The organism is Weissella soli, from assembly GCF_001761545.1.
Classification (GTDB): domain Bacteria; phylum Bacillota; class Bacilli; order Lactobacillales; family Lactobacillaceae; genus Weissella; species Weissella soli.
Genome location: NZ_CP017326.1, coordinates 970927 through 994835, shown reverse-complemented (window position 1 = coordinate 994835; position 23909 = coordinate 970927). Strand labels below are relative to the sequence as shown.

The following is a 23909-nucleotide window of genomic DNA, read 5'->3' as shown; positions in this document are numbered from 1 at the left end:
ATCAAATGCTTTTGGACGAGCGAGAGTTGATATATGGGATTTAACAAGCTTATTTTTATATGTCTTAATTGTATCCATTTGGATATTTAAAGTCAACAATAACTTGATGAATTAATAAGAAAGGAGAATTTTGTATGACTGAATTAGAGTCGGCCGCTAAGAAGACAAAAATCACATTCAAAGTAGCTTTGCTACAACGTGGTATGACCCAAGTTGAATTATCTAAGCTGTTACACACAACACCCGCGCAAGTAAGTCGCGCACTAGCTGGTAACACAACGCCTAAGGATATTGAAATTCAAAAGGTAGCAGCCGAGATTTTAGGAATTGAACTATAAAGGGAAGACAGAAAGTAGGCGAAACATGAATAATGAATTAATTAAAGTTCAGGCAACTGAACAAGGTGAACAACGAGTTAGCGCTCGTGAATTATATAAGGCATTGGAGATTGCAAAAACATATCGCTTTAATGATTGGTTCAAAACTAATTCTAAGTTATTTAATTCAGGTATGGATTTTACAAGTGTGGTTGCAACCACGGTTGTTAATAATGGTGCAACTCGTCAACTAGATGACTACTTAATGACAATCGAAATGGCAAAGCACATTGCCATGATGTCTGGCACAACAAAAGGATACGAAGTTCGAAATTACTTTATACAAGTTGAGAAGGCATTCAATTCACCAGAAATGATGATGGCACGTTCGCTTGAGTATGCGAACAAGAAACTCATTGGATATGAAGAACGGATTGCTGAGATGAAGCCAAAGGCTTTGTTCGCTGACGCAGTGAGTGCAAGTCAATCATCAATCCTAATTGGTGAGCTTGCAAAGTTGCTTAAACAAAATGGCGTAGAGATGGGACAGAATCGTCTCTTCACTTATTTGCGGGAGAATGGCTATCTAGTGCGACGTATGGGATCAGATCGTAATATGCCAACGCAAAAAAGCATGGAGCTTGGGTTATTCGAAATTAAGGAACATAACCATATCAATTCAAATGGTGTGAACGTTACCACCAAGACGCCAAAGGTGACTGGCAAGGGTCAGCAGTACTTTATTAATAAGTTCCTTGGTGAACAGCAATAGCTGTAGGAGGCCCAGACATGCCAAATATAAACGAAGCAATTGGCTTGATAGTGGATGAAGCTGTTAGGAGGGCAACGGCATCTTTAGAAAATAGGATTAAAGAACTAGAACATAGGCATCAATCTAGTGGCATGTTCAAAACAATGGATGCTGCTAAGGAGATGCATATATCGTATAACACGCTAATCAAATATGTGAGGCAAGGGATGCCGTTCCATCAGATGGAAGGCACTCGCTACTTCGACATTGAAGAATCAAGTAATTGGATAAAAGAACACAAAAATTAATGGGTGTGGCCCCGTTATGTTGAGAGGTAAACATATGTTTTTCGAAAAGTTAGTGAGTGTTTTAGTTGTTTTGTTTGGGATCTTCCTGTACACCGTCGGCGTCACATTGGATATCCACAGTTTGTTATTTGACTGCGCTGCTGGTGCGGATGTCATTACTGGGCTGGTCTTGTTAGATGGGTTGTGGAAAGGATGGTTGCTATGATTCATCACTACATGACAAGGTACTCAGAGAAAGGTAACGAGACTTATACGAGTTGGTTACAAATTGGTTCAATCGCATTTAGTGAACGCTATTATGTCGATGGAAAAAGAGTAAAGAAAAACAGCTGGATGTAGCCAACTGTTTTCCTAGATTAATTATGCATCCATCCGTTACCTTTTTTGGTAGTTGGTGGAAGCCTATCGCCAGAGTCTATTGTGGCGTTATGGCCGTCTGGAACTGAACCACCACGTGGCCCAACTTCATGGTATGAGCCAGGCCTTTGATTGTCAGAGCCGGGCTTAATAATCTTTGACATTGAAATTCTCCTTTCTGAGTAATCTCACAAGATTATCTTGGTATCATCAGTGTTAAATCTTGTGAGTAACTATATCTTATCAAAATTTGGACTAATAAAAAATATCAAAAATATAACAAGGAGTTAGTTATATGACAATTAGTGAAATAGTACGTAAACACATAAATGAAAAGGATTATTCAGTATCTAAGATTAGGCAAGGAACAAACTTAGGTTCCGGAACGTTAGATTCGCTACTGAACGCGAATGCAAATCCCACAATCAAGTCCATGGTTAAGCTTGCCATCTTGCTTGATATCGATATGAACGAATTTAAAGAGATTGATGAATGGAAGTAGGTGGAATTATGGCAGTAGCACCGTACGATTTAGAGCCAGATGACGATAGTCGGTGGCAGGGACTAGCTGAAGAAAAAGAAACACTTGAAAGTGAACTTGAAGAATTAGATCAGGAACGCGAAGAGTTGCAAATAAAAATTTATGAAATTGGAAGCGAAATGGAGAAATTGTGATGTCTCAAAGTATTAGGAGAAAGCGCTCTGGGGATAATTTCACGATCATCAGCAACGATTTTTTAAGGGATGAAAACTTGTCCCTAAAAGCTAAAGGATTGTTAAGCTACATCATGAGTTTACCTGATGACTGGAAGATCTATTTTGAAGAATTAACAGAACATTCGACAGATGGTGAGCGATCAACAAGATCAGCATGGAAAGAATTGGAAACTCAGGGATATGCCAGAACGACAAAAATTCTGGATGAAAAGAAGAATTTCAAGGAGTGGGTGAAGGAAGTCTCAGATTTCAAAATCGCAGATTGCGGTTTTGCAGATGTGCAATTTGCAGATGTGCAAAACGTCGAGCTACTAAAGACTAATAATACTAAGGACTGAATAACCAAGTACTAATTAATTAAAGATAACCGTTATTAGTTAGTTAGTATGCCCAATTTAGTTAGTATGTTCGAACAGAAAGGAGACTAACTAATTGATTCAAGATTATTTTCAACAAATTGTTCATGAATTTCAAAAGACTAATATCAAATTTAATGGCTTAACAAACCAAGATTTGAAACGCATCATGAATGATGCTGAACAGGCCTTTAAGACAGATAAGGATGCAGCTAAGATCGTGATTATCGCGATTAAAAAGGCTAAAGCGAACAACTGGAAAACGACGTTGTCGATTCAACAAACGGTGGATGAATATATTAGCGCTGGTCTATTGGATAGCGACGACGTAATCAAGTATGAGCAAGATAAAGCGGACAAAGCCAAGCAACCCAGACTAGGGCCAGGACAACATGTTGAGGCAACCAACTTCACGTTGGACGATGATGAAATCAGTACGCAGGCGAATCGTGTCGCTGATCTGGTGTTTCAGAAATTCAAAGATACAACGTACAGTGAAGAAAATTTAGGCCTATTGGATCTACAAATGAGCAAAGAAAAAACCACCTATAAAGGTGGCAACAAAGCTGATGTCATGGCCTTAGCACGTATTACTGTTTTAGAAAAATTACATTGGCCAAGTGATTTAACACGGGGAAATGAATTACTTATGTATTTGAAGTTGAATTTTACACATCATCACAGCACATAGATTAGTAAAACTAGACAAAAAAAGCCTTGTTATCTGCAATTAACAAGGCCTAGGAGATAGGATATCTAAAATAGTATCATAAAATTTCTGGAATTAAAAGAGTGTTCTACGTGAAAATACCCTGAACGTTTATCAACGATCAGGGTATGTAATAAAGAATATTGGACACAAATAATATATCACAAATTGGGGAGAAAATAAAATGGCAAAGAATCAATTAATAGCACAACTGAAGAGCGATGAGGTGGTCGCACAGTTTGAGGCAACAGCCGGTCAACATGCTAAGGCGTTCGCTGGCGAGGTAGCTATTTCAATTATGGGAAATCCAGCACTCGAAAAAGCCACACTGAGTTCAATCATAGTGGAGGCAACTAAGGCGAGTGCATTAGGTCTCTCATTGTTACCTTCAATGGGTGAGGCGTATCTAGTGCCATATAAGGGTGCTGCACAATTCCAACTTGGTTATAAGGGCCTAATCCAATTAGCTATGCGTTCTGGCCAAATGAAGGCGTTTGGCGCAGTCCCGGTTTATGAAGGTGAAAATCCAAAGTGGGACAAGTATACCCAAGAGCTGATCCATGAGGGCGAAGAGACTGGTCAGGTAGTTGGCTACTATGCGTTCTTTGAATTAGTTACTGGTTTCCGTAAAGCGGAGTACTGGTCAAAAAAGCGTGTGGAAGATCATAAAAATAAGTTCTCGAAGTCAAAAAGTGGACCATGGTCTACCGATTTTGAAGCAATGGCTTTGAAAACTGTTCTGAAATCAATCTTGCAGTATGCGCCAAAGTCTACTGAAATGGCACGAGCAATTGCAGAGGACACAGAGGTTGAATACACACAAGCCATTGACATCACACCATTCGACACAGAACAGGGCACTAAGCAGCTTTTGAATGACAAACATACAGAAATGCCACAATTATCAAATCAAGCGCAGGCGTCCAATGAGGACGTGTTTGCTAGTCAGGCAGTTGATCCAACACAGGAACTAACTAATTTAGCCGATGAATTCTTTGGAGGGATGTAATATGCCCGAAATTATTGAAGTGATCCCTGAATTAAGCATTAATGAAACCGGTGAATTCATCGGTGCACATGATGTACTTAACTGGCTTAATGAACAGGTTGTTCTGGAAGTAGGTGACAGCTCAGAATCTTATAAGGTCGCGAAGAAGCATCGTGCAGAGATTAATCGCTTAAAGACACTAGCTGGGAAGGCTAGGAGAGAATGGCTAAAGCTGCAAGAGCAACGTTTAGATGTTAGCGTTCCAGAACTTCATATGATCGCAGAGCTGGCTGAAGAGTTGGTTCTAGGATATGACGCAGAGACGGCTAGCTATCGTCAAGCTCATAAGCGGGAATATTTGGAGAAGGCCCAAGCCTATCTTGAAGAATTCTTCGTAACCCGTAATTGGATGGTGGGCGAATTCCTAGCCGAAAATATCGAGGGTGTCACCATTACCAACGAAGAGTTTTGGACACAAACTGGTAACTTGAATGCTAGAGGTAAGAAGGTACTTCAAGACGCTGTGAGGTTACATGAATTGGATTTGAGTAAGCAGACCATTCTTGATCATGTTGAAGCAAAGAAGGAGCAACGGCTTGGTGATACCATCTATCAGATCCTAACCAATGTTGACAAAGATGGTATCTACGCTGGATCAGACATCGTTAAAATCCTGTTGCCATTGAAAGCATTCATCCCAGCAGGTTATAAACCAGAATAAATATCTTAAAACATATCTAATGAGCCATTACAAAGCGAGGGATAACTATGAAACAGATAAGGATCAAAGATGAAATGACGATCGCGCAGATCGAACTTGAAATTGCTAAGGCAAAGAAGCATGATGATTTGCCCACATTAGTGAGATTCTCCCCAAATAAATCAAAATTGCTGACACAAAATGGCATTAAGTTTCGACAGGTTGAGAGTAACGATTATGACGATCTGTTCAGGGTGTATGAATGATGAATGTAACCATTCCTCTAGATGCATTCACAGTATCTATAAAACAGAAGCCTCGCCTATTGACGCTCAATCAATGGAATCTAGTTTCACGAGCTAAAAGAGGTATGTACACGGCATCTGGATATAAGAAGCGGGTTGAGAATAGGATTGTACCGATTTTAAATCAGCGTAAAGTTGCTAGTGATGAGACATACTGGCATTTCAGTTGGTATCTGAAAGATAAGCGGACGGATCTAGACAACATAAGTTTTATGCAAAAATTCATATTTGATGCGGCTCAACATGCTAATATCATCAAAAACGACAATCTAGATCAAGTGTCTGATATCAGACATACATTTATTACAATCGATAAGACGAATCCACGTGTTGAAATTCATGTAGGTAAGCAAATCTAAATGTGTTAAAAAATCAAAAATAATAATGAGGTATTCAGATGATTAAAATCGTCAGACAGGGTAATGGATATAGAATAGAACGTCATCGAGAGAACAAAAAGACTGAAATCTATAATCGCGATGGACGATGGAGCACTAATTACAATGGCGCTCTCTATATTTCTTTAGAAGAAGAGGCATTACGGCAGGCAGATAGATTAAAACGTGCGGAGGTGGGCAATGATTAAAACCAGTAACATAGCGAAATACATTGTGTTTAATTTAAATACAGATGAAATTCAGGCATATGGCAACGATCGGAAAGCACTGCTGTCCACCTATCATGGTAAGGCTTATCAGATAATGAAGGTAGTGCCACTTGACTGGCGCGAAGAGTGGTGAAACGAATGAGTAAATTAAACAAAAACAGGGTTATAAAGCTGATAGGACGCTACTGGTCTGGTGATGATTGGGTGTTGAGTCAAGAACTCGCTAAACGAATGACATTGAGTAGGGCAACTGATTTATTCAAAGTATTGGAGTCAGTGGATTCAATTGATGTTGAAATTTTCAAAATCGGGAATGAATAAGTATAAAAAAAGCCCACGGAACACGCAGGCTAACTAGTGATTTGAATACTTATTAGTATAGCATGTGGAGGGTTGGACATGGGCAGTAATACGGTTGAGAATGTGGATTATTTCTTTGAACACGATTTTGAGATGTACGTTGCGCTCGCTAACATGAAGGATTTGATTAGGTCACCTGAAATTAGCGATATGCCACGTAGTGGTTCGACTAATAATGCGCAATTGGATAAGTTAACAAATATCGCCCATGCTAGCATGATTGTCGAAGCGGTGAATGCAGTCGTAAGGAGCATTCCAGCCAAGCGCGGTAGGAATGTGTTACAGTGGCGTTTAGAAGGTCGAACCTGGCTTGAGATTGAGATGATCAGTGGATACTCACATGGTTGGATCGCTAATAAACGTAAAGAAGCATATGAGTGGTTTGCGAGGTTGTTTGATCAGAGTTTTCCGGGGTTGTTGGAACCATTTGAAATAAACGAAAATGTTTAATAAATTGATTAAGCGCTTTCATTTTTAATTTCTAGAAATGGATTAAATGATAAAATCAAGCTAATCTATTTGCGGGGGGAAAACTAGAATGATTGATCAAATGCACAATGGGGAGTTATATTTGCCAGAGGAAGACGAATTAGTTGAAGAACAAAATAAATACTTGGATTTATTGTACGAATTCAACCATACTCGACCTAGTGAAATTGAAAAGCGAAACACAATCTTTAAGCAAATTATCCCTGATCAAGGGAAGAATAATTACTTTGAGCCACCGTTTTATGCGAACTGGGGTGGGCAAAATGTTCATCTGGGGGATGGTGTCTATGCTAACTTTAATTTTACATGTGTAGATGATACTCATATTTATATCGATAGTGATACTATGATTGGCCCTAATGTAACCCTCGCCACGGCGGGGCATCCGCTCGATCCAAAATTACGTGAAGAGAAGAATCAATATAATTTACCTATTCATATCGGAAAAAATTGTTGGATAGGTGCAGGCTCGGTGGTTGTTCCTGGTGTCAGTATTGGTGATAATGTGGTGATTGGGGCTGGAAGTGTAGTTACAAGGGATATACCAGATAACGTTATCGCCTATGGTGTGCCTTGTAAGGTGCGGACTGAAATTACACATGGCATGAAAGACCATTACAAAGGGAACGTACATTAGATTAAATTTATCAATATACTATGGCCGTGATTGAATTCACGGCTTTTTTGATTAATTTTTTAGTCGATAATTCTGGATTTAACAAAGACACAGGGCTATTTATGCTGTTTACTAGTTCACAAAATGGTAGCAGGAAAAGTTACATATCTTATTAATAGGGACTTGTGTATTGTAGGATTGGTATCAATGTTTACAATGCTAATCAAATTCTTATATACTTCTAATGTGTAAGGGGTTCAATATGATGAGATGGAGAGGTGAATTTTCGAATGAAAAGAATTTATAGAGAAAGAAAGGTCACACTCGGAACAGCCTTAGGCTTTGGAGTGACTGATCTGCTGGGCGGAAGTGCGTATGCGATTGTTTCCGCCTGGTTACTGTTTTTCTTCACTCAATACACGGACATCTCTGCCACTCAGGGGGCAAGCATACTAGTAATTGCAAAGATTTTCGATGCCTTTTTTAGTGTTTTTGTGGGATATTTGAGTGATAATTTGTTCAAATTTAAGCTAGGGCGTAGGTTCGGCAGACGTCATTTACTAATGCTAATTGGGATACCATTGGTCTTAGAATATATGCTCATATGGCAACCAGGGCATGGTTACGTCTACTATCTAGTTACTTACATATTATTTGAACTTATCGTTTCTTTAGTCTTGATACCATGGGAAACTCTTCCGACTGAGATGACCAATAATTATCACAGAAGAAGTCTGTTATCGACGGTTCGTTTAATTATTTCAGAACTGGCAACATTTCTAGCTATGTTAATGCCACGAGAATTATTCAAGATATTTGGTGATAACAGTCCGATGCCATTCGTAGTCAACAGTATTATCTTTAGTATCATTTTCGCTATTGCTATCTTCATCTCGTGGTTGACCACTTGGGAGGATCGACCTCACGAAATGCTTAACAAGGAGAAGCAAACTTTTCACCTGCGAGGATTAATGCAAGAATACCTGGAAACCCTGAAAATTAAGACATTTAGGCAACACCTCATGATATACATCGCTTCATACGGATCTATGGATATTTGGAATGCAGTATTTGTCTACTTCATTACTATAGATCTTGGCTTGAGAACAACAGTAGCTGCCGAAATTCAAGCCATTAACGTCATTTCGATTCCTATGACTGCAATTCTAGGTTATTTGATTGTTCGAAAGGGTCCTAACTGGATTTATCACTTTTCCTATTCTCTCATAGTCTTGTCTTCTGTGGGGTGGTTGTTAATATGGTTATATAAGCCTAGTCACATTGTCATGTATCTAATTGGTGTGGGCATTGTTTATCAATTAGGTCGTGCTGGTATGGTCTATACCCCTTGGAATATTTTCTCCTTCATTCCTGATATTGACGAGGTCTTGAATGGATACAAAAGAGCGGGATCTTTCACATCTGTGATGACATTCATTCGCAAGTCGACCTCTTCGATAGGAACGTTTTTAGTCGGATTCATTTTGGACCAAGCTGGTTATGTTAATAGAACTAGTTCACAACCAAATACTGTTCATATAGCAATTGCTTTTATTTTGATCGGTGGTGTAACGTTGTTCATAGCTCTTGCTTGGTACTTTGTGGGAAAGTTCAAATTTACTTTCCAAGCTGATGTGCAAGTCCAGAAAGAGATCACACGAATTCACGAGGGACACCTGCCTGAAGATGTCGATGATGCTACCAAGACGTTGATCGAAACATTAAGTGGACAGAGTTATCCCAAAGTGAGGTGACATGCACAACAATGAATCTACTGCATAGAATGTTCTAAGAACGCTCAAGTGTACAGAATGTGTACAACTCCTGTATACATTCTGTACTCATTCAGTGGTAAATTAGTATTATTAAATCTATCGAATAAGTTTTAAACATCTAACTCTTGTTGGGTGTTTTTTGTGTATAGAGAAAAGTGACTGAATTCATTGAGAATATCGCTGTGGAGGAGCGTACCAGTATGCCAAGAGTAAGGAGATGTAAAGCAAATAGTTGTTTTAACGTAGTGGAACTGCCTAAAAGGTATTGTAATAAACATGCAAATCTAGAGAAAACAGATACTCTCAGAGATAAGCAAGCAACACACCGTTACAATACAGTTATACGTAATCGTGATGATAATAAGCGCAGCCAGTATAACTTCTACAGAACAAAGCAGTGGGTACATCTAAGACAACGAGTGTTAGATGAGCAACATTACTTGTGCCAATACTGTAAGTGCGATGGTATAGTCAAGCAAGGCAAGACAGTGGATCATATCGTTCCTATTGAAGCATCCCCGAATGAAAAAGCGGACATCAGTAATTTAGCTGTTATATGTCATTCTTGCCATACATTAAAAACAATATGGGAACAACAAACATATGGCACGGGGAAGGCAGGAGAGCTTAAACATATTACAGCGATTAGAAATATACAAACTATAAATAGGCTAATGAAAAAAGAACATGACTAAATGTCACGTTCTCTAACATCCCATTTAATAGGTCATTCAGATAGTATACCTGAGACAACTTTTTGTAAATTTGGAACAACTTCCTGTTCAAACCATTCATTTTTCTTAAGCCAGATATTATTCCTGGGTGAAGGATGGACGATGGGAAAGTAATTAGGAAGATAGTCACGATAATTTTTAATAACGTCAGTGATTTTATCTTGACTTTTAAGATGTAGATAATATTTTTGAGAATAAGAACCAACCAAAACAATTAACTTCACATCAGGCATTTCCTCTAATAAACGGGGATGCCATTTATCAGCAATACCTTTTCTAGGTGGTAAGTCTCCAGATTTAGATTTACCTGGGTAGTAAAAGTCCATTGGTATAATACCAATCATTCCTGAGTTATAAAAGACATCCTTGGTGACACCTAACCAGTCACGTAATCGATCACCAGAGGCATCATCCCACGAAATACCGCTATTTTGAACTCGTAATCCAGGTGCTTGGCCAATGATGATAATTCTAGCGGTTACTGGGGCGCTGTAAATCGGGCTTAAGCCTAGTTTTGTAAATCCTTTGTTCGCAGGATCCTGTTCAATTTCTTCAAAAATCCCCATGATTTTCCCTCCAATTCTATATCCAGTAATCAATTATAAACCAATGAAGAGATGATTTTAAAATTAGTATAATTCAAAAAGGAAGCCATTAGATACCCCCGCCCCTTGTTATGAGAATTAAGAGCACACACATGACGTCGTCTTGTAAAAATGTTGAATTTTGAAAATTTTAGGGTAGGGGGGGATTGACAAGGAAGGAGGTGGTTAAACCTTGGTCAAAAAAGTAGATAAAGATGTTAATGGCGGGCGTTTAACACGCACACCTCCGGCTTATCTGGGACAGCAAGCGAAGATGATTTGGCGTAAAGTTGTGCCTTTTTTAGAAACACAAAGTAGCGTCAATCGCATTGATTCTGGTTTAGTAGAAATGTATTGTACACAATATGAAATTTATAGAAATGCCTACAAGCATGTCAGAGAAAACGGAGAGGTACAAGCAATCTACAAACCGGTTCAAGATTTTGAAGGTACCATCATTGATAAAGTTTTTCAGGGTTACAAACGTAATCCAATGACGAATATTTACAGTGACTCATTGAAAAATCTTGCAAAGATTGGTTCAGAACTAGGCTTATCTCCAAAGAGCAGATCTGAACTAATGGACTTAAGTTCTAGTGATAATGATGACGAAAATTCAATGTCACAAATGAAGGAGTTCTTTGCTGATGAAGAAGATTGATCTAACTATAAGCCATGACGTTATCGGTATTTATCATTCGATGGATTTTTCAGATGTTAGAATGCAATACAACGATGAGGGTACACAATATGCGTTTGATGTCTTAGATGGGGAAATTGATCAAGGTTATCTCATCAAACTAGCAGCATTTAGACACTTACGCGATTTACAAAGGCAAGGCACTGATGGATTCCCGTTTTATTACTCGGTTAAACAGGCCAGAAATATACTTAAATTTGCCAGTATCTCACCAAATGTTGATACCGGAGAGCCGACAAAATTAATGTCCTGGCAAAAATTCATCCTAACTCAAATGATGGGCTGGCGTAATGATGATGGTGGTAAGCGATTTAGTCGTGTTATCGTATCAGTGGCCAGAGGGCAGGGTAAAACGTACATGATGGCAATCATTCAAACATATTCATTCTTGGTTGAGACAATTGGTCTTGAAAATCAAGATTTTTTAGTAGCTTCGATTAATTTCAAACAAACTAACAAATTATTCGGATACATCAAGAGTATGATGCAAAAGTTGATTAGTAAGTCACCGTTTAAAACATATGCAGATGAGGTCGGTTTGATGATTCAGACAGATCAAATCATTATGAAGAAAAAGAACAATGTGATGAGAGCCATTTCTCATGAGTCTGGACAGTATGATAGTTTTCATTTCACAACAGCTGTTGTTGATGAAATTGGTGAAATTAAAAGTCGGGCTAAGATTTCCAAAATTATATCAGGCCAGGTGAAGGTAAAAAATCGACAATTCATTCAGATTTCCACCTCCTATCCTGACCCAACAGTACCATTTCATGAAGATGAAAAAATGATTCAACAAGCTATGGAACAAGATTGGAACAGGGATGCTGATAGCTATCTGGGCTTAATCTGGGCGAATGATAGTTTAGACGAAACGTTTAAGCCAGAAACATGGATAAAAAGTAATCCTCTACTAGAGTTGGATAGCGAAAAAGATGTTTTGAGCCAAGGGTTACTTGATAAACGGGATAGTGATCTATTGGCAGGAACAATCAGTGACTTTCAGAACAAAAACTTGAACATGTGGTTGCAGGAGTCGACTAATAGTTTTTTAAAATTATCTGACGTAGAACGTGCAATTGTGAGTGAGTTCCAAATTCATGGAAAACAAGTTTACATAGGGTTTGATTATTCCATGTTTAGCGATAATACAGCCATTGCCTTCGTATATCCATATATAGATAAGAACGGTAACAAACATTGGCATGTACAGCAACACTCGTTTATCCCTTGGGAAAAAGCTGGGAGTATTGATGCTAAAGAAAAGCAAGATGGGATTAATTATCGTGAATTAGCCAAGCAGGGATATTGTACGATTACTTCACATCCACAAGGGTTAATTAATGATGATCAAGTTTATCAATGGCTAATAAATTATGTAGAAGACAACGCATTGGACGTTGTCTTTTTTGGTTATGATGCATGGGGTGCGACACCTGCCATTAAACAACTGGAGCTAAATACTTCATGGAACTTGATGGCGATTAGACAGCGAACAAGTGAGTTAAAAGATCCTACTAAGTTTTTACAGTCTGTCTTTGTTGAGAGTTCGATCACTCGACTTGATGACAAAATAATGGAAAAGGCATTATTGAATGCACAAGTGATTGAAGACAAGATAGGTATTCAAGTTGATAAAGCCAAAGCAACACTGAAGATTGATGTTGTTGATGCCATTATTGATGCCTTGTATCAAGGAATGATACATTTTGAAGATTATTCAGATGTGAATGACCCCGAAAAGCAAATTGAACGAATGACACCACAACAGAAATTAGACTGGCTACTAAGTGAGGAAGCTGGATTAATGGGGGATGAATTATGATTTTTAAGCAAATTTTACCGATTATTTGGCGCATATTTGACCTGATTTGTTATTTAGCTGCGTTAATAACGATTAACTGGGCAATGTTTAGCTTAAACCAGACTGCAGGAGCAGTCACATTAGCAATCTCATTTGCAATTACAGGATTAGTTAGCGAATTAATTGCTAATAATACACCGAAGGGGGGTGATTAATATTGCCATTATTTAGCCCACGATTTAAAAACAGCTTGGATGTGGGTGGTGGTAGCGAGATTAATTTTGATGATTCGGAAATTGTGAATTTTTTGAATCCGGCAGGTAAAGATGATTATGTAAGTGCGGAAGTTGCCTTACGAAATTCAGATATTTATTCTGCTGTTTTTCAATTAAGTGCAGATTTAGCTTCATCAAAGTTGATTACTGATAATGCACAGAATCAAAGTATGTTGAATAATCCAACAACTTGGACAAACGGCTATAGTTTTTGGCAATCGGTCTTTGCGCAATTATTGTTAGGTGGTGAAGCCTTTATTTATCGCTGGCGTAATCGTAATGGCATTGATGTGCGATGGGAATATCTGAGACCAAGTCAGGTAAGTGTGTTTCCCTTAGACGACTATTCAGGGCTCTATTACAACATTACTTTTGACTCACCATTAGTCGGTATCAAGCAAAGTATTCCATCAAGCGATATGATTCATTTCAGATTGTTGAGCCAAAACGGAGGTGCAACTGGAATTAGTCCATTACGCTCATTGGCTAGCGAGTTAAAAATCAAGGAATCATCTAATAAGCTGACAATTAACGCCTTGGCCAAATCAGTCTTGACCCCTGGTATTCTGGAAGTTGATGGTGGTGGTTTAATGCAAGCGAAGCATAAATCAGCATTATCTCGACAATTTATGAACCAAATTAATAACTCCAATGGTGGACCGGTTGTAATTGATAAGCTTGAGACATATACGCCGCTTGAAATTAAAGGGGATGTATCAAAACTACTCGCCCAGACTGACTGGACATCCAAACAAATTGCTAAAGCCTATGGTATTCCAGATTCGGTTTTAAATGGTCAAGGAGATCAGCAAAGTTCATTGAAAATGATCGGCGGTGACTATGCCAAAGCTTTGATGAGATTTGGACGTTCAATTACTAGTGAATTATCAAATAAGCAGTCATCATCAGTTGATATTGACATTAAACCGGCAATTGATCCTGTAAATGATGACTATACTACCAACATCAATGCATTTAAACAGAGTAATACACTCACAGCCAATGAAGCTAAGTGGTTGCTTAAGCAAACAGGTTATCTGCCACCTAACATGCCAGATATTCCTGATAATATGTAAAAAGGAGTTAAGATATTGACCAAACAAATTGATATTAAAGGTACTGTTGTGGACGATGACACTGCAGCCTTTTATACGTTCTTCGGTATTCCGAGTGCCTCACCAGGTGCCGTTGCTAACATTCTTAATGAAGATGATGATCCAGATAATCCTGATCCAGATGTTGAGGTAAATATTGCTTCAAATGGTGGGGATGTCTTCGCAGCTAGCGAAATTTATACCATGTTACGGCAATCTGATGCACATGTGACCGTTAACATTCAAGGTCTAGCTGCAAGCGCTGCAAGTGTTATCGCTATGGCGGGAGATACAGTAAAAATTTCACCAACAGCTCAAATTATGATTCATCAAGCTGCGAGTTATGGTGGAGGGAACAAAGACGATTTGGCACATGAAATCAGTGTGTTAGATAGTATCGATCAGTCAATTGCTAATGCTTACGAAGCTAAAACAGGATTGCCACAAGGTGATCTACTTAATATGATGGCGCAAGAAACATGGATTGGGGCGCAAGAGGCTGTAGATAAAGGGTTTGCTGATGAAATCATGTTTTTAGATGAAAAAAAGGCAGTATTTTCCAATACAACAGCTAATTTTGTACCTAAATCAGCTGTTAATAAACTCTTCAACTTGCTCAACAAGTCAATCAATCCAGAAAACGAAGTTAAAAATAGTCAACCTACTAGCGATTTAAAGCAAAGTAAGTTGGCTATTTTATTAGGTAAAACAAAGGAGAAATAATTAGTATGACAGTTAATATCAACGAATTAAACGAAAAATGGGTGAATTTAGGACAAAAGGTCTCGGATTTACAAAATCAAGCACAACTTATGGTAGATGATGATAGTACTTCTGCTGAAGATGTAACCAATATTCAAACGAAAATTACAAATGCAATTGCTAAACGAGATTTGGCACATGAAAATTTGGTTCAAGCACAAGCTGAGAACATTGTTGAAAAGCATGAACCAATTCCACCACTGACACCTAAAGAGGACGACTTAAAGAAGAGCTTTGTTGATACTTTTAAGGGGATGATCAAGGGGACACCTTCTGTTGTTAATCAAATTGATTCAAGTACTGATGCAAATGGTAATGCCATTGGTTTGACTATTCCACAAGATATTCAAACTGCGATTCATACTTTAGTTCGCCAATATGATGCTTTGGAACAATATGTCAATGTAGAATCAGTGTCAACCTTGTCGGGTTCTCGCGTTTATGAAAAATGGTCGGATGTCACACCGTTGGCGAATTTAGATGCTGATGATGCAACTATTACCGATAATGATGATCCTAAGTTAGCCATTGTTAAGTATCTCATCAAGCGTTATGCAGGTATTTCAACAGTTACAAATACACTTTTGAATGATACTGCTGAAAATATTTTGGCATGGTTATCGTCATGGATCGCAAAAAAGGTTGTGGTTACACGAAATAAGGCGATTATTTCTGCAATGAATGCAGTTCCTAAAAAGCCAACCGTAGCAAAGTTTGATGATATCAAGGACATTGTCTACACGTCAGTGGATCCTGCGATTGCAACTACGTCATTCTTCATGACTAATGTGTCTGGTTTGGCAGTTTTGGCGAAGGTGAAGGACGCAATGGGTAACTATTTGTTACAGCCCAATCCAACGCAACCAGATGTGAAGCAAATCGACGGTAAAAATATTGTAGTTGTAGCAGACCGCTGGTTGCCATCCGCTGGAACTACATCGGCTCCTGTTTACCCATTGTATTTTGGTGATCTCAAACAAGCTGTGACTTTGTTTGATCGTCAACAAATGTCATTGTTGTCAACGAACATTGGTGCAGGGGCATTTGAAAAGGATTTGACTAAGATTCGTGTCATTGATCGCTTTGATGTGGAAGCGACCGATTCTGAGGCATTTGTCGCTGGTTCATTTACCGCTATTTCCGATCAAAGTGCTAATTTTAATGCTAGCGTTCCATCAGGTAGCTAATTAAATATATACTCGCTTATAAATGAACAGTTCGCAAAAGCGGGCGGGTATTAAGGAGGTTTGTATGGCTGTATCTTTAGAGGATTTAAAAAGTTCCTTGCGTGTAGATTCAGAGGCAGATGATAAATTGTTAAGTGGCTATATCTTGGCGGCTCTCCAGTATATTAAAAACGCTATCGGTACAGAGGATGATGCATTTTATGCTGATGCCAGCGTGACAACGCTAGTAGATGTAGCTACGATTGCTTTAGCGAGCGGTTATTATACTTTTCGAACGTCATTGTCATTGGTTCAGGCTTTTCCTGTTGATTTAGCAACCAATTCAATCATTGCACAGCTACGTGGTAATTATGCTAATTATTTGGCCGAGAAGGGAGCATATGATGGCGATAAATCCACTTGAATTTAATGAACGAGCTGAGTTCGGTGTTGAAGGAACGACCGGATATAATCCTAAAAATGGTAATCCCACTAAAGGATTTATGCCAGCATTCTCAAGATGGTTTGGTTACATAAATCAATCATTGAATCAACAATATACGTTAGCTGGTGAATCGATTACTAATACCAAATTAATTGCGATTAGACATGATGCAAGTATTAATGATCAACTCAATGTAAGAATTGGTGGAGATGTTTACAAAATTATCTTGATTAGTTCTGATGATCGTTCAGCACGAGAGACATTTGATTTATTAACCTTACAAAAGGTGGTGAAAAATGGCTGATTTATCAGAACAACTTGATGACATGTTGCAACAAATAGGCGGTATTGTAAATCTAACGATTGAAGAACGTGAAGAAATCACTCATGCGGGCGCAACAGTACTGGCTAAGAATCTAAGGCAGGCAACAATAGATTCTGGTCACTATAATGCTAATCGTAAGATTGGCGATATGACTCATCTCGCAGACAGTATTCAAATTGGTAATTTAAAAGGAACAGTGACTGATGGTAGTTCGGCCGTAGGGTTTACTAAACCAGACGCAAATCATTCTCGAATAGCAAGATTTCTGAATGATGGTACCAGATATATTAAAGGTGACAGTTTCATTGATAATGCACGCGATAATTCTTCAGAAGAAGTTTTAAAAGCAGAAGCAGAAGTATTTGAACGAATAATCAAAGAGAAATGAGGTAATTCATGACAGCAGTAATGGATACCTTTAGCTTGTTAAATGGACATGTAACATGGGTAGATGGTATCTATCCTAAGTTAATTCCAGAAGAGATACTCGCTAACCAAACGTCTCTGTTAATTAGAGATGCATACAGCAGTCTTGGCAATTACGGTGGTAACACGTTCAACACAGTATCCCAAAATATTATCATCCAGATCTACTATTCACTAGAAAGTGATTTAGATTATGACACAGTTGAAATCGAATTGATGAAATTCCTAACTGCTAATGGATATATGGTTAGTGACATTAAAGGTAGACAAACTGATCCAGATACTGGACAGGATTATCAAACAATTCAAGTTAAACGAATAACAGTTTTAAAGGAGAAATAATTATATGGCAACATTAGGTATTGCAGGCGCAAAACTTGCATTAGTAGATAAAAATGGGGTGACATTGACCGGTACACAAGGTATTTATAAATATACCGATCAGGCAGCAACGGATACATCAGGTATTTACGACGTTACAATTGATGATTCATTTGGAGTAGCTTCGCTCGCACTCTCAAATTTGGTCGGTTCAACAACTGATATTCCCGGCAATAACAAGATTGTTTATAAATCTGCAGGTAAGGGATCAGTTCAGTCTGTGTTAACAGTCAATGCTTTACCCAATGAAATTAAAATGGCCATTCTTGGTATGCCATCTGATGGTAAAGGTGGGTTTACATTTACTGGGAAACAGGACTCTAATGTACGATTAGCACTGCTCGCTGAATCAGCAGAGGCTTTTGATGAAGCAAAGCCGGTATATATCGGTATGTATATGGGCAATGCTTCGGAGGCGTCCGCTACATTGACTTCTAATAGTTCCACTGAATCACGCACACAAGATGTGTTGACTATTGCACAGCTTGAACGTGGAGATGACGGTTTTGGTAAGTATTATTTCAGCACAGCTTCGAAATTTGATCAAGCAGCCATGATGAATGATGTATTCAAGAACAATAGTTCAACGACAGGTGGAACGAATTAAATTAGGTCAGAAGTCGCGCAAGCGGCTTTTTATTATGTCTCAGGGTGAGGCCCCAAAATAAATAATTACAGGAGAAAAATATGTCAGTAAAAATTAATGCAAAAGAAGAACTAGGTATTGCCAAGCCATTTGAAGTCAAAGAATCGAATAAAAATGTACGTATGACATGGCTCATGCAAAAAGTATTGGCCAAAGTAGCTATTGATCAAGAGCAAAGTGATAACGAAGCGGCCAACTTTGAAAAAAGTCTTGCTAGCATGCTAGAGATGCAAGATGCAGTTATCAAGTACATTGTAGATATCTTAGGTTTGACAGAGAATCAAGCAGAAAGAATTCAAGATATTAATTTTGATGACACCGTTTCCTTTGCTCAACGAATTGCTGCGGCCATTATGCATGTTGAAATGGTCGATGCTAGTGAAGAAGAAGTGGGTTTAAAAGATTAGTTGAGCGTTATAACATACTAGATACTGCAATAAAGGATTTTGATTATAACGAACAAAATGTCCTCTCTAACTTGCATATTATGCCTTCACAATTCGAAGAGGAGGATTTCTATAGATTGAACGAGATATTAAGTGCTCAAAGTCAAGAAGATAGGCCAATGACTGGTTCACAGTTTATGGCTTCATTAGGCATCGATTCAACAATGGTTCAACAATCTATTTAGAAAGGAGGGCATTAAATGGCCAAGCAAATTGTTAATGAAATGGCAACTAACCTGACGCTTGATTCAAAGAGTGCAGCCGCTGCGATTAAAGAATTAACTCAAGAAGTGAAAAGTGCTAGTACTGAATCGAAAATAATGGAGAACCAGTACAAGGCAGCGGGTGATACGCTAAATGCTTCAAAAGCTAAGTATGAAGGTTTGCGAATTACTATTGAAAAACAAAAAGCTAAGGTGGATGAGTTAAAACAAGCTTTAGAAAATAACAATACTACCACCAAAAAAGGACAAGAGTTACAAACTTATCTGACCAATGAATTAGCGAAGGCAGAACGTCAATATGTTAGTTATAATGGTCAACTTGAGAAGGCAGAACAAGCCTATAAGTACCAAGAATCAGGTCTCGCCAAGCTAAATGATGAGGTCAAGCATAGTAATGATTTAACAGACGCACGGGTACAAAAGCTAGAGGCTGAGGGTAATAAAGAAGAAGCTCAAAAAGTTAAACTTGATAATTTAAAAAACGTTCAAGAAAAATATAATCAGATACTAACCATTCAAAAGAATGAGTTGAATAAGCTATCTGAAAGTGGCGACAAGAATAGTGATGCGTATAGGCGTCAAGAGCTACGTGTTGAACAAATGGGAGCTAAGCTTGCTGAGACTACTAGGGACGTTCAAAAGTTTAATAATACAGAAGTTAAGCCAAACACAAGTGGATTCACTAAATTTAGCGGTCAAATTGAGTCTTTGAATAGAAGTTTAGAGGGGACTCGAAGCCGTTTTAAAACTGTATTTATGGGAAATCTTATAGCAACCGGTGTCACAAATGCATTAGGGTCGGTTAAATCCCATATCACAGGTGTTATTGATGCCGGTATTGAATACGACAAAGAAATGCAAAATATTCAAGTCGGTTTTGACAATTTTACTAATGGAAACAAACAATTAGCGAGTGATCTGCTCGATAATTTCAAGAGCGTAAAAGAAGAATCTGGATACGCTTCAAATACTGTAGCCCTTCTAACTAAGAAAACTTATGGGTTGACACAGAATGTTGATGGCGCCAAACAGTTATCTGATGCATTCGTTAATTTGGGCCGTGCAACAGGTATGGGCGACGATAAATTAACTGGACTTATCACCAAGTTCAGCCAAGCAAATGCGTCAGGTACTATTACCTCGGGTTCTATTACAAAATTGAATAAACAATTACCAGGGTTTAGTGATGTACTAGCAAAATCGATGAACGTCTCAAGGGATGAATTATCAAAATTAGCTTCAAGTGGAAAATTATCTATGCAAGATTTAGCTAAGGCAATTGAAACGATGTCAGATGCCAAACCTAAAGGTCTAGATAATTACTACAGAACGTTTGATGGTTTTTCCAGCCATTTTGAAGAAAGATACAAAAGCCTTTCCGGTAAAATAACGGAAGGTTTTTTCAGTGAGTCTAACAGTATGTTAGCAGGGCTTTCTAAATCACTGGATGGCGCAAAGGTCGATAAATCTTTTGATAGAATCGGTGAGGCGGCAAACACTTCAGTGAATACAGTTGTTAAATCATTTAGTGAATCGTTCGGCAAATCAACGACAAATCCAATCGCTGATATGGCGAATTACACGGCGGATAGTATTGAGAAACTCGGGAATTATGTAGCTAAGCATGCTGATGACATTAAAAGTTTTTTTGAAATGACAAAGGAGTTGGGTGGCGCGGGGTTTGGTGTTATGAGATCCACACTTAAGATTGCTTTGCCATTACTTGAACAACTTGGAAAGTTCGCAGCAGAACACCCCAAATCATTCAAAATACTTGCGGGGTCAATCATCGGATTTGATCTTGCTTTAAAGGGCGCCTTAGGAACAATGACAGCCTTTGGTAAAGTCACGGCATTTGGAGAGTTAGCGAAAGGTTTGGTTATAAAACCAAGCATTGATGGCCAAGAATCTGAAAAGGAGCTAACGATCCTTGGAAAGACGCTATCAGCAACTGGAAAGGGAATTAAGCGTGGTTTGAGATGGACCGCTGACCTTGTAACTGAGGGGGCTACTAAAAGTTTAACCCTTTTTAAAAATGGTGTGAGTGCATCAAAATCTGCAATTACAAAAGGAATGAAATTTACTGCTTCAGTTGCAACAAAGGGTGCTTCAATGGCAATGTCTAGTTTAGTTAAGTCAGCACAAGCAACCGGTCGTGGTTTGAAATTAGCCTTCAACTTCTTGAAAGCAAACCCATTCATCTTAATCATCACTGGAGTTGTTGCAGTTGTTGCAGCATTTGTTGAGCTATACAAGCACAATAAAAAATTCCGTTCATTTGTGGACAATCTGATTAAATCAGTTAAAGAACTCTACACAAATATGGTGAAGTGGTTTGAGAAGATGTGGGATAAAGTGTCTGATATCTTCAATGATATTAAGAAAACTATCAATAAAGTTTTTGATGCTATTGCTGATTTTATCAAAGACACATTGAAATCTATCTACAAGACATGGACGGGATCATGGAATAATATCTTTGGATTTTTTGATAAAGTCTGGAGAGCAATTTCTAACACTAGCAGTAAAGCAATTAATGCTATTAGTGACAAGATAGCAGATGTATTGCGGGGTATTCGTTCAACATGGCGATCTGTTTGGGGAGATTTGAGTGATTTCTTTGGTGGAATTTGGAAAGATATTAAACGATTTGCACAAGATGGTATCAATGGTGTACTTCATGTCATCAATGCGGGAGTGGATGGCATCGATTCAGTTTGGAAGTTCTTTACTGGCCATGAAACATCTATTCACCATTTGAAGCCTGTCAAATTCTAACAAGGTGGAATCGTTCAACAACGGTTGTCGATGGTTAATGACGGAGCAGGTGAGCATTGGAAAGAATTAATTCAGTTACCCAACGGGGAAATGAAGATGTCACATCAACGTAATGCTGTGATGGCATTGCCGGTTGGAACTCGTGTATACAACGGTAAAGAAACTAAGGCTATCATGACGATGGCTGGCATAGAGAAGTATGCAAATGGTGGTGTTGTCGGTTCCGCAGTGGATTGGACTAAGGGTGCACTAACTGATGTAGGTAATTGGATAGGAGATAAGATGGATGCCATCACTCACTTTTTGAAGAGTCCACTATCTACTGTTAAATCTCTTATTAATAAAGCAACAAATGGCATCGTTTCAAGCATGGGGAACTTTGGACAACTGGCAACAGGTACATGGGATAAGTTAGCTAATAGTGTCAGCGGGTGGTTCACGAAGGGCCTTAAAAAGGTTCAACATGAGCAAAGTAAAAATGCCCCTAGCGGTTCTGGTGTAACGCGTTGGACAGAACAAGTTAAGGATGCTTTGAAAGCTAATAATTTAAGTACCAGTTCTGAAATGGTTAATAAAGTACTACGCCAGATTCAAACTGAATCAGGTGGTAATGAAAAAGCGGTCCAAGGTGGATACACAGATGTGAATACATTGAGCGGTGACTTGGCCAAAGGATTAATGCAAACAATTTCTGCAACATTTAATGCGTATGCATTTCCTGGTCACAACAATATTTTCAATGGTTATGACAATCTACTAGCAGCATTGGCTTATGCTAAAAACCGTTACGGCTCTAATCTATCCTACTTGGGCCAAGGCCATGGTTATGCAAACGGTGGTTTAATTACTAAAAACCAAATGATTGAAGTTGGCGAAGGGGATAAATCAGAAATGATCATACCGTTATCAGGCATTAAATCTTCTCGTGGATTTGAATTACTTGGCAAAACAGCAGTTGCTATGGCTGCAAGAGACGGTATTAATACCAGTAATAACAGTGATGAGGAATTGCTGAGGCAGTTAACACAAAGTAATACATTACTTGCGACAGTTACAGAATTACTTGCAGGTATACTTGGTGAAGCTCAAAAGGGGAACGAACCCCTCTCGACCACAACGCAAAACACCTTAACGCGTTTGTTAATAAACAGAGCGGGGAGGTTAGCTAACTAAAGAAGAAACTCGCCACTGAAATGCACAGTACACTCTATGTGGGCGGGCTTAGAAAGGATCTAGGATGAGTATGTTTATCCTAACCAACTCTCGAGGTGAATCCGTTGATCTAAATGGTGATAATTTATTAGCTTATACACCGAATGGTTTAGGCGTACAATTCTCTAATATGTACAGTCAAAGTGAAACGTATTTTCAATTAACAAAATCAACTATTCAACAAGGACAATTTCAAATCTCAATTTTGTTTGGTGATGTAGAGAGTCAAGCGTATCAAACATTTAGTGATTTTGTGCAATTCTTAGCCTATCAACCTTTGACTTTAACGTATACAACTGATGCGGGTATTTGGTATCGGGACGGTCGGTTAGGAAGCCTCACAAAAACAGAGATAGGTGGCAGTACAATTTTTGCAACTGATAGATTGAATGAATCATTTACGTTGGAATTTATCAATAATTGGTATAACAATAAAACTGCAGAATATAAGACTTATGACCCCGATCCTGATTTAGCCACATATGGTAAAGGTTATTTTCAAAAAAATAGCACAGAATTTGGCTATGTATATCAAGGACCTATGGATTAGGA

Annotated in this window: 34 protein-coding genes and 1 pseudogene; 33 read left to right on the top strand and 2 right to left on the bottom strand. The window is 38.4% G+C overall.

Translation table 11 applies throughout. The annotated features are described in order from the left end of the window. The first annotated feature begins 134 nt into the window (after window positions 1–134). The 4 genes from WSWS_RS04755 to WSWS_RS08185 are packed head-to-tail and all read left to right on the top strand — an operon-like array spanning window position 135 to window position 1581. Window positions 135–338, top strand: a complete 204-nt coding sequence (locus WSWS_RS04755; protein ID WP_070230206.1) for a helix-turn-helix domain-containing protein — start codon at window positions 135–137, stop codon at window positions 336–338. 25 nt (window positions 339–363) lie between these two features. After that, window positions 364–1089: a phage antirepressor KilAC domain-containing protein gene (locus tag WSWS_RS04750; RefSeq protein WP_070230205.1), complete on the top strand. Its 726-nt coding sequence runs from the start codon at window positions 364–366 to the stop codon at window positions 1087–1089. 17 nt (window positions 1090–1106) lie between these two features. Beyond that, window positions 1107–1376 carry a hypothetical protein gene (locus WSWS_RS04745; RefSeq protein WP_070230204.1) on the top strand — a complete coding sequence of 90 codons (270 nt, stop codon included), beginning with the start codon at window positions 1107–1109 and terminating at the stop codon, window positions 1374–1376. Window positions 1377–1410: 34 nt separating this feature from the next. Then, window positions 1411–1581, top strand: a complete 171-nt coding sequence (locus tag WSWS_RS08185; RefSeq protein ID WP_164699442.1) for a hypothetical protein — start codon at window positions 1411–1413, stop codon at window positions 1579–1581. A gap of 151 nt (window positions 1582–1732) precedes the next feature. Here the strand turns inward: WSWS_RS08185 and WSWS_RS04740 are convergent, their stop codons facing one another. Then, window positions 1733–1897: a YjzC family protein gene (locus WSWS_RS04740; RefSeq protein WP_070230203.1), complete on the bottom strand. Its 165-nt coding sequence runs from the start codon at window positions 1895–1897 to the stop codon at window positions 1733–1735. 131 nt (window positions 1898–2028) lie between these two features. On the opposite strand from WSWS_RS04740, the gene WSWS_RS04735 reads away from it, so the two are divergent. The 14 genes from WSWS_RS04735 (at window position 2029) to WSWS_RS04670 (ending at window position 10050) form a co-directional block, all read left to right on the top strand. After that, window positions 2029–2235 carry a hypothetical protein gene (locus WSWS_RS04735; protein WP_070230202.1) on the top strand — a complete coding sequence of 69 codons (207 nt, stop codon included), beginning with the start codon at window positions 2029–2031 and terminating at the stop codon, window positions 2233–2235. 8 nt (window positions 2236–2243) lie between these two features. Continuing rightward, on the top strand, window positions 2244–2408 hold the full coding sequence (locus WSWS_RS08180) for a hypothetical protein (RefSeq protein WP_164699439.1): 165 nt from the start codon (window positions 2244–2246) through the stop codon (window positions 2406–2408). Continuing rightward, a complete protein-coding gene (locus tag WSWS_RS04725; RefSeq protein WP_070230200.1) occupies window positions 2408–2788 on the top strand; it encodes a helix-turn-helix domain-containing protein in 381 nt (126 codons plus the stop codon). Before WSWS_RS08180 ends, WSWS_RS04725 begins: the two co-directional genes overlap by 1 nt. A gap of 94 nt (window positions 2789–2882) precedes the next feature. Then, window positions 2883–3497, top strand: a complete 615-nt coding sequence (locus WSWS_RS04720) for a hypothetical protein (protein ID WP_070230199.1) — start codon at window positions 2883–2885, stop codon at window positions 3495–3497. Between the two features lie 202 nt (window positions 3498–3699). Continuing rightward, entirely contained in the window at window positions 3700–4524 is an 825-nt protein-coding gene (locus WSWS_RS04715; protein ID WP_114981118.1) for a recombinase RecT, read from the top strand. Window position 4525: 1 nt separating this feature from the next. Continuing rightward, on the top strand, window positions 4526–5224 hold the full coding sequence (locus tag WSWS_RS04710; RefSeq protein WP_070230198.1) for a hypothetical protein: 699 nt from the start codon (window positions 4526–4528) through the stop codon (window positions 5222–5224). A gap of 47 nt (window positions 5225–5271) precedes the next feature. After that, window positions 5272–5469, top strand: coding sequence for a hypothetical protein (locus tag WSWS_RS04705; RefSeq protein ID WP_070230197.1), 198 nt, complete (start codon window positions 5272–5274; stop codon window positions 5467–5469). Further along, a complete protein-coding gene (locus tag WSWS_RS04700) occupies window positions 5466–5867 on the top strand; it encodes a RusA family crossover junction endodeoxyribonuclease (protein ID WP_070230196.1) in 402 nt (133 codons plus the stop codon). Before WSWS_RS04705 ends, WSWS_RS04700 begins: the two co-directional genes overlap by 4 nt. Window positions 5868–5905: 38 nt before the next feature. Next, window positions 5906–6094 (top strand): hypothetical protein, encoded by a 189-nt coding sequence (locus WSWS_RS04695; RefSeq protein WP_070230195.1) that lies wholly within the window; start codon window positions 5906–5908, stop codon window positions 6092–6094. Window positions 6095–6253: 159 nt separating this feature from the next. Further along, window positions 6254–6436 (top strand): hypothetical protein, encoded by a 183-nt coding sequence (locus tag WSWS_RS04690; RefSeq protein ID WP_070230194.1) that lies wholly within the window; start codon window positions 6254–6256, stop codon window positions 6434–6436. 78 nt (window positions 6437–6514) lie between these two features. Then, a complete protein-coding gene (locus WSWS_RS04685; RefSeq protein ID WP_070230193.1) occupies window positions 6515–6925 on the top strand; it encodes a hypothetical protein in 411 nt (136 codons plus the stop codon). Between the two features lie 88 nt (window positions 6926–7013). Then, window positions 7014–7601, top strand: a complete 588-nt coding sequence (locus WSWS_RS04680; RefSeq protein WP_070230192.1) for a sugar O-acetyltransferase — start codon at window positions 7014–7016, stop codon at window positions 7599–7601. A gap of 269 nt (window positions 7602–7870) precedes the next feature. Beyond that, complete coding sequence (locus WSWS_RS04675) at window positions 7871–9334, top strand: MFS transporter (protein ID WP_070230191.1); 1464 nt, start codon at window positions 7871–7873, stop codon at window positions 9332–9334. A gap of 221 nt (window positions 9335–9555) precedes the next feature. After that, complete coding sequence (locus WSWS_RS04670) at window positions 9556–10050, top strand: HNH endonuclease (protein WP_070230190.1); 495 nt, start codon at window positions 9556–9558, stop codon at window positions 10048–10050. 32 nt (window positions 10051–10082) lie between these two features. On the opposite strand, the gene WSWS_RS04665 is transcribed toward WSWS_RS04670, so the two are convergent. Further along, window positions 10083–10655, bottom strand: coding sequence for a uracil-DNA glycosylase family protein (locus tag WSWS_RS04665; protein WP_070230189.1), 573 nt, complete (start codon window positions 10653–10655; stop codon window positions 10083–10085). Window positions 10656–10866: 211 nt separating this feature from the next. Here WSWS_RS04665 and WSWS_RS04660 point away from each other — a divergent pair, with 211 nt between their 5' ends. The 15 genes and pseudogenes from WSWS_RS04660 to WSWS_RS04590 all read left to right on the top strand — a co-directional run bounded on the left by WSWS_RS04660 (window position 10867) and on the right by WSWS_RS04590 (window position 23907). Continuing rightward, entirely contained in the window at window positions 10867–11334 is a 468-nt protein-coding gene (locus WSWS_RS04660) for a phage terminase small subunit P27 family (protein ID WP_070230188.1), read from the top strand. Beyond that, window positions 11321–13198, top strand: a complete 1878-nt coding sequence (locus WSWS_RS04655) for a terminase large subunit (RefSeq protein WP_070230187.1) — start codon at window positions 11321–11323, stop codon at window positions 13196–13198. Before WSWS_RS04660 ends, WSWS_RS04655 begins: the two co-directional genes overlap by 14 nt. Next, window positions 13195–13392, top strand: a complete 198-nt coding sequence (locus WSWS_RS04650; protein ID WP_070230186.1) for a DUF1056 family protein — start codon at window positions 13195–13197, stop codon at window positions 13390–13392. Before WSWS_RS04655 ends, WSWS_RS04650 begins: the two co-directional genes overlap by 4 nt. A 2-nt stretch (window positions 13393–13394) precedes the next feature. Further along, window positions 13395–14528, top strand: coding sequence for a phage portal protein (locus tag WSWS_RS04645; RefSeq protein WP_070230185.1), 1134 nt, complete (start codon window positions 13395–13397; stop codon window positions 14526–14528). Window positions 14529–14543: 15 nt separating this feature from the next. Beyond that, window positions 14544–15269: a head maturation protease, ClpP-related gene (locus WSWS_RS04640; protein WP_070230184.1), complete on the top strand. Its 726-nt coding sequence runs from the start codon at window positions 14544–14546 to the stop codon at window positions 15267–15269. A gap of 5 nt (window positions 15270–15274) precedes the next feature. Beyond that, a complete protein-coding gene (locus tag WSWS_RS04635; RefSeq protein ID WP_070230183.1) occupies window positions 15275–16495 on the top strand; it encodes a phage major capsid protein in 1221 nt (406 codons plus the stop codon). 64 nt (window positions 16496–16559) lie between these two features. After that, a complete protein-coding gene (locus WSWS_RS04630; RefSeq protein ID WP_070230182.1) occupies window positions 16560–16898 on the top strand; it encodes a head-tail connector protein in 339 nt (112 codons plus the stop codon). After that, on the top strand, window positions 16876–17223 hold the full coding sequence (locus WSWS_RS04625) for a phage head closure protein (protein ID WP_164699437.1): 348 nt from the start codon (window positions 16876–16878) through the stop codon (window positions 17221–17223). The genes WSWS_RS04630 and WSWS_RS04625 overlap by 23 nt, the downstream gene beginning before the upstream one ends. After that, a complete protein-coding gene (locus WSWS_RS04620) occupies window positions 17216–17632 on the top strand; it encodes an HK97-gp10 family putative phage morphogenesis protein (RefSeq protein WP_070230181.1) in 417 nt (138 codons plus the stop codon). The genes WSWS_RS04625 and WSWS_RS04620 overlap by 8 nt, the downstream gene beginning before the upstream one ends. A gap of 8 nt (window positions 17633–17640) precedes the next feature. Next, window positions 17641–18012 (top strand): DUF806 family protein, encoded by a 372-nt coding sequence (locus WSWS_RS04615; protein WP_070230180.1) that lies wholly within the window; start codon window positions 17641–17643, stop codon window positions 18010–18012. Window positions 18013–18016: 4 nt separating this feature from the next. Beyond that, on the top strand, window positions 18017–18658 hold the full coding sequence (locus WSWS_RS04610; RefSeq protein WP_070230179.1) for a phage tail protein: 642 nt from the start codon (window positions 18017–18019) through the stop codon (window positions 18656–18658). Window positions 18659–18738: 80 nt separating this feature from the next. Continuing rightward, window positions 18739–19104: a phage tail tube assembly chaperone gene (locus WSWS_RS04605; protein WP_070230178.1), complete on the top strand. Its 366-nt coding sequence runs from the start codon at window positions 18739–18741 to the stop codon at window positions 19102–19104. Window positions 19105–19343: 239 nt separating this feature from the next. Beyond that, window positions 19344–22145 carry a tape measure protein gene (locus tag WSWS_RS04600; RefSeq protein ID WP_070230177.1) on the top strand — a complete coding sequence of 934 codons (2802 nt, stop codon included), beginning with the start codon at window positions 19344–19346 and terminating at the stop codon, window positions 22143–22145. Between the two features lie 480 nt (window positions 22146–22625). Then, window positions 22626–22995 (top strand): annotated as a pseudogene (locus tag WSWS_RS08325) (lytic transglycosylase domain-containing protein); the annotation flags it as partial. A gap of 387 nt (window positions 22996–23382) precedes the next feature. Beyond that, window positions 23383–23907: a phage distal tail protein domain-containing protein gene (locus tag WSWS_RS04590; RefSeq protein WP_237342576.1), complete on the top strand. Its 525-nt coding sequence runs from the start codon at window positions 23383–23385 to the stop codon at window positions 23905–23907. Window positions 23908–23909 lie beyond the last annotated feature (2 nt).